We start from the raw sequence: 6,034 nt of genomic DNA, 5'->3' as shown, positions 1-6,034 counted from the left end.
TATCAGACGACAAGTTCTTACCGTGCGAGCGGCTCCCTCACGCACGGCCGTTCGCCCTTTCAGTGAGAAAAGCCGCATAAGCCGCATTCCACGCCATCGGTCCGTTCTCCGGCGATACCGTCACCGGTATGCCCGTACCTCCCGCCCCGACCACCGCCTCCGCGCCGACCTCCACGTCCGTCACCGGCTGGGGCCGGACCGCTCCCACCACCGCGCGGCTGCTGCGCCCGGGGTCGTACGAGGAGACCCTCGCCGCCGTCCGTGGCTGCGACGGGCGCGGGATCATCGCCCGCGGACTCGGCCGGGCGTACGGCGACGCGGCACAGAACGCGGGCGGCGCGGTCCTGGACATGACGGGTCTGGACCGCATCCACGAGATCGACGCGGTGAACGGACTGGTGGCCTGCGACGCGGGCGTCTCCCTGCACCGGCTGATGGAGGTATTGCTCCCGCTGGGCTGGTTCGTCCCGGTCACTCCCGGCACCCGCTTCGTGACGGTCGGCGGGGCCATCGGCGCCGACATCCACGGCAAGAACCACCATGTCTCGGGCTCCTTCACCCGGCACGTACGGGCCCTGGAGCTGCTCACCGGCGACGGCGAGACCCGGCTCGTCACCCCCGAGGACGAACCCGAGCTGTTCTGGGCCACCGCCGGCGGCATGGGCCTGACCGGGGTGGTGCTGGCCGCCACCATCCAGCTGCTGCCGGTGGAGACCTCACTGATGACGGTGGACACCGAGCGCGCCGCCGACCTGGACGACCTGATGGCCCGGCTGACCGCCACCGACCACCTCTACCGCTACTCGGTGGCCTGGATCGACCTGCTGGCACGCGGCTCCCGAACCGGACGGGCCGTGCTGACCCGCGGCGACCACGCCCCGCTGGAGGCACTGCCCAGGCGCGCCCGCCGCACCCCGCTGGCCTTCCGGCCCGGCCGGCTGCCCGCCCCCCCGCGCTTCGTGCCCGACGGGCTGCTCGGCCGGACCACGGTGGGGCTGTTCAACGAGCTGTGGTACCGCAAGGCACCGCGCGAGCGCCGCGGCCGGCTGCAGAAGATCGCCCCCTTCTTCCACCCCCTGGACGGCCTGCCGGAATGGAACCGGATCTACGGCCGCAGCGGCTTCGTGCAGTACCAGTTCGTGGTCGGCTACGGCCAGGAGGAGGCGCTGCGCCGGATCGTCCGGCGGCTGAGCACCCGCGGCTGCCCGTCCTTCCTCGCGGTGCTCAAGCGGTTCGGCGCGGCCGATCCGGGCTGGCTGTCCTTCCCGGTGCCCGGCTGGACGCTGGCGCTGGACATCCCCGCGTCGCTGTCCGGACTCGGCGCGCTGCTGGACGAACTGGACGACGAGGTGGCCGGCGCCGGCGGCCGGGTGTACCTCGCCAAGGACTCCCGGCTGCGCCCGGACATGCTGGCCCTGATGTACCCGCGGCTCGACGACTTCCGCGAACTGCGCACCCGGCTGGACCCGCGGGGGGCCATCACCTCGGACCTGGCACGCCGGCTGGGGCTGTAGCCGAGGGCGCCGACCGGCGCTTGTCGCGGCACATCAGGACGACAGAGGGAGTACGCACATGAAGGACGCATTCGGAGCACCGCAGTCGCTGCTGCTGCTCGGCGGCACCTCCGAGATCGGACTGGCCACCGCCCGGCGGCTGATCGGCCGCCGCACCCGGACGGTCTGGCTGGCCGGCCGGCCCTCCCCCGGCCTGGACGCCGCCGCGGCCGAACTGCGCGCGCTGGGCGCCGACACCCGGGTGGTCCCCTTCGACGCGCTCGACCCGGCCTCCCACGAGGACGCCCTCGGCAAGGTGTTCGCCGAGGGCGACGTGGACGCGGTGCTGCTCGCCTTCGGCGTGCTCGGCGACCAGGCGCGCGACGAGCAGGAGCCGGCCGCCGCGGTCCGGGTCGCCCAGATCAACTACGCCGGCGCGGTGTCCGCCGCCCTGGTCTGCGGCACCGCGCTGCAGCGTCAGGGCCACGGCTCGCTGATCGTGCTGTCCTCGGTGGCCGGCGAGCGGGGCCGCCGCTCCAACTTCATCTACGGCAGCAGCAAGGCGGGCCTCGACGTCTTCACCCAGGGCCTGGGCGACGCGCTGCGCCCGACGGGCGTCCACGTGCTGGTGGTCCGGCCCGGCTTCGTCCGCACCAAGATGACCGCGGGCCGGCCGGAAGTACCGCTGTCCACCACCGCCGACGCGGTCGCCGCGGCCATCGAATCGGGCCTGCGCCGCCGCGCGGAACTGCTCTGGGTCCCCGGCACGCTCCGCCCGGTCATGACGGTGCTGCGCCACCTGCCGCGGGCGGTCTTCCGCAAGCTCCCGATCTAGCTTTCGATCCGGCGGCCGACCCGGCGGCCGATCCAGCTGCGGATCCAGGGGCGCGCCGAAGGTCCGTGCCGGACCGGGGCGGACGGTCAGACCCGGGCCGGACGGTCAGACCCGGGCCGGACGGTCAGACCCGGGCCGGACGGTCAGACCCGGGCCGGACGGTCAGATCCGGGTCGGGGTGCGGGAGACCTGCTGCTGCGGCACCGCCGGGTGCTCGTCCGGCGGGCCGAACGGGAAGTCGCGGACCTTCACCCAGACCCCGTCCTCACCCTGGACGTAGAGGGCGAAGCCGCCCGCCGTCCAGCCGGCCGCGAAGCCGGCCAGCTCGGCCTGGGCGCGGTCCAGCGCGTCGTCGGGAATGCCGTGGGCCACCGTCACATGCGGGTGGTAGGGGAACTGGAGGTCGCGGCAGAGCGGCCCGGACCGGACCCGTTCCTGGAGTTCCGCGCACGCCGGGCCGCCCTCGGCCACCCGCAGGTAGACCACGGGCGTGAGCGGCCGGAAGGTCTCCGTGCCCTCCAGCCGCATGGCGAAGGGGCGGCCCTCGGCGGCAACCCGCTCCAGATGCCGGCCGAAGACGGGCAGCTCCGCCGGACCGACCTCGGTCGGCGGCAGCAGCGTCACATGGGTGGGGATGGCGCCGGCCGCCGGGTCGCCGAACGACGTCCGCCGTTCCTGGAGCAGCCGGCCGTACGGCTCCGGGACCGCGATGGACACACCGATCGTGGTGGCACCCACCGTGCTTCCCATGGCGTACACCCCTTTCCCACGTCGAATCCCCACGTCGGTCACAAACTCGGGCAACCGAGAGCCAGTGTCGCGCGTGGAAAGGCGCGCCGGACAGCGACGTCGGTCACAGATTCCCGCGATCCGCCGAACGGGCGGCCCCCGTGACCGCCGCCCGCCGCCCCGCGCGCCGAGCCGACCCTCAGTGCGTAGGTGCCTCAGTGCCTCAGTGCCGCCGTACGTCAGTGCGTCAGTGCTTCGCCGGTACGAAGCCGATCCGGTCGTAGGCGGCCGCCAGCGTCTCCGCCGCGACCGCCCGCGCCTTCTCGGCCCCCTTGGCCATCACCGCGTCCAGTGTTTCCGGATCCCCCAGATACTCCTGCGTACGCTCCCGGAACGGTGTGACCCACGCCACGAAGATCTCCGCGACGTCCGTCTTGAGCGCACCGTAGCCCTTGCCGGCGTACTGCTCCTCGAGTTCCGCGATTCCGGTGCCGGTGAGCGCGGAGTGAATGGTGAGCAGATTGCTGACGCCCGGCTTGTCCTTTTCGTCGAACCGCACCACGGTCTCGGTGTCGGTCACCGCCGAGCGGAACTTCTTCGCCGACACGCTCGGCTCGTCCAGCAGGTTGACCAGGCCCTTCGCCGACGCCGCCGACTTGCTCATCTTGGCCGTCGGGTCCTGCAGGTCGTGGATCTTGGCGACCTCGCGCACGATGTACGCCTGCGGCAGGGTGAAGGTCGGGCCGAAGCGGCCGTTGAAACGCTCGGCGAGATCCCGGGTCAGCTCGATGTGCTGCCGCTGGTCCTCGCCGACCGGCACCGCGTCCGCCTGGTACAGCAAGATGTCCGCGACCTGCAGGATCGGGTAGGTGAACAGGCCGACGGTGGCCCGGTCGGCGCCCTGCTTGGCGGACTTGTCCTTGAACTGCGTCATCCGGGAGGCCTCGCCGAAGCCGGTGATGCAGTTCATCAGCCAGCCGAGCTGGGTGTGCTCGGGCACATGGCTCTGGATGAACAGCGTGCACCGCTCCGGGTCGAGCCCGGCCGCCAGCAGCTGGGCGACGGCGAGCCGGGTATTGGCCCGCAGCTCCGCCGGGTCCTGCGGCACGGTGATCGCGTGCAGGTCCACCACCATGTAGAACGCGTCGTGGGTCTCCTGGAGCGCCACGTACTGGCGGACCGCACCGAGGTAATTGCCCAGGTGGAAGGAACCCGCGGTGGGCTGGATGCCGGAGAGGGCGCGCGGACGCCCGGGGATGCGTTCAGAGGCCATGGCCCTATTCTCTCAGGTCGCCCCCGCGCGGCCCCACCCCCGCGGTACCTTCCGTACACCCCCGTGACGACCCCGCGCCCGGCGCTCCCGCGGCCCGTCGCAGTGCGCGACCATGGAAAGAGGGCACCACACCTGCCCCGCGCCAGGCCCGGCCTGTCTCCCGACGTACAACGAACGGAGTAGCACGTGACCACCCTCTCCAGTGCCGGTACCACGGCCACCGAACGCGACATCGCGGCGGCCGAGGCGCACAGCGCGCACAACTACCACCCCCTGCCGGTCGTCATCGCCTCCGCCGAGGGCGCCTGGATGACGGATGTCGAGGGCCGCCGCTATCTGGACATGCTGGCCGGGTACTCGGCGCTGAACTTCGGCCACGGCCACCCGCGGCTGATCGCCGCCGCCAAGGCCCAGCTCGACCGGGTCACGCTCACCTCGCGCGCCTTCCACCACGACCGTTTCGCCGCGTTCTGCACGGAGCTGGCGGAGCTGTGCGGCATGGAGATGGTGCTGCCGATGAACACCGGCGCGGAGGCGGTGGAGACCGCGATCAAGACCGCCCGCAAGTGGGGCTACAAGGTCAAGGGCGTCCCCGACGGCAAGGCCACCATCGTGGTGGCCGCCGACAACTTCCACGGCCGCACCACCACCATCGTCAGCTTCTCCACCGACCCCGAGGCCCGCGCCGACTTCGGCCCCTACACCCCCGGCTTCACCGTCGTGCCCTACGGCGACCTGGCCGCTCTGGACGCGGCGGTCGACGAGAACACCGTCGCGGTGCTGCTGGAGCCGATCCAGGGCGAGGCCGGCGTCCTCGTCCCGCCGCCGGGTTATCTCACCGGGGTGCGGCAGCTCACCGCCGACCGCGGGGTGCTGTTCATAGCCGACGAGATCCAGTCCGGCCTCGGCCGCACCGGCCGCACCTTCGCGTGCGAGCACGAGGGCGTGGTCCCGGACATGTACGTGCTCGGCAAGGCGCTCGGCGGGGGGGTCGTCCCGGTCTCGGCGGTGGTTTCCTCCCGCGAGGTGCTGGGTGTCTTCCGCCCCGGCGAGCACGGGTCCACCTTCGGTGGGAATCCGCTGGCCTGCGCGGTCGGCCTGGAGGTGCTGGCGATGCTGCGCACCGGCGAATACCAGCAGCGCGCGACCGCCCTCGGCGACCACCTGCACGCCGAACTCCGCTCCCTGACCGCCACCGGCGCGGTCACCGCGGTCCGCGGCCGCGGCCTGTGGGCCGGCCTCGACGTCAACCCCGCCCTCGGCACCGGCCGCACCATCTCCGAACACCTCCTCACCCGCGGCCTCCTCGTCAAGGACACCCACGGCTCCACCATCCGCCTGGCCCCGCCCCTCGTCATCACGGAAGACGACCTGGACTGGGGCGTGGCGCGCCTCCGCGAGGTCCTACTGCCCTGAGGGCGGCCCCTCCCCGGGCGGCACACCAACCGCCGAACCCACCCGCACGGGCGGGAGTGGGCAACACCCCCACGGACGGGTGGCCGCCGACGCTGGCACGCCCCCGCGAGGGGGCCCGCACGGGCGGGGCCGGTGAGAAACGCCCGCACGGGAGCGGACGGACGCCGACGCTGGCACGCCCCCGCGAGGGGGCCGTCAGCCGAGAAACCCACCCGCACGGGCGGCACCGGTGAGAACACCCACGAACCGCCGACCGCCAACGGTGGCGCACCCCCGCAAGGGGGCCGT

5 protein-coding genes are annotated in these 6,034 nt (G+C 72.8%); 3 read left to right on the top strand and 2 right to left on the bottom strand.

The annotated features are described in order from the left end of the window. The first annotated feature begins 128 nt into the window (after window positions 1–128). Both GA0115240_RS21125 and GA0115240_RS21120 read left to right on the top strand, forming a co-directional pair. Complete coding sequence (locus GA0115240_RS21125; RefSeq protein ID WP_093738525.1) at window positions 129–1,514, top strand: FAD-binding oxidoreductase; 1,386 nt, start codon at window positions 129–131, stop codon at window positions 1,512–1,514. Between the two features lie 58 nt (window positions 1,515–1,572). Further along, window positions 1,573–2,328, top strand: coding sequence for a decaprenylphospho-beta-D-erythro-pentofuranosid-2-ulose 2-reductase (locus tag GA0115240_RS21120; RefSeq protein WP_093738523.1), 756 nt, complete (start codon window positions 1,573–1,575; stop codon window positions 2,326–2,328). 162 nt (window positions 2,329–2,490) lie between these two features. On the opposite strand, the gene GA0115240_RS21115 is transcribed toward GA0115240_RS21120, so the two are convergent. Both GA0115240_RS21115 and trpS read right to left on the bottom strand, forming a co-directional pair. Next, a complete protein-coding gene (locus GA0115240_RS21115) occupies window positions 2,491–3,066 on the bottom strand; it encodes a 2'-5' RNA ligase family protein (protein WP_093738529.1) in 576 nt (191 codons plus the stop codon). A 238-nt stretch (window positions 3,067–3,304) separates the two neighbouring features. After that, window positions 3,305–4,330 (bottom strand): tryptophan--tRNA ligase, encoded by a 1,026-nt coding sequence (gene trpS, locus GA0115240_RS21110; RefSeq protein WP_093738521.1) that lies wholly within the window; start codon window positions 4,328–4,330, stop codon window positions 3,305–3,307. Window positions 4,331–4,516: 186 nt separating this feature from the next. Between trpS and rocD the strand changes: the two genes are divergently transcribed. Beyond that, on the top strand, window positions 4,517–5,746 hold the full coding sequence (gene rocD / locus GA0115240_RS21105) for an ornithine--oxo-acid transaminase (RefSeq protein ID WP_256069911.1): 1,230 nt from the start codon (window positions 4,517–4,519) through the stop codon (window positions 5,744–5,746). Window positions 5,747–6,034: the final 288 nt, after the last annotated feature.

This window comes from Streptomyces sp. DvalAA-14 (assembly GCF_900091855.1).
Lineage (GTDB): Bacteria > Actinomycetota > Actinomycetes > Streptomycetales > Streptomycetaceae > Actinacidiphila.
The sequence above is the reverse complement of the archived record's forward strand: the minus strand, read 5'-3'. Positions and strand labels throughout refer to the sequence as shown.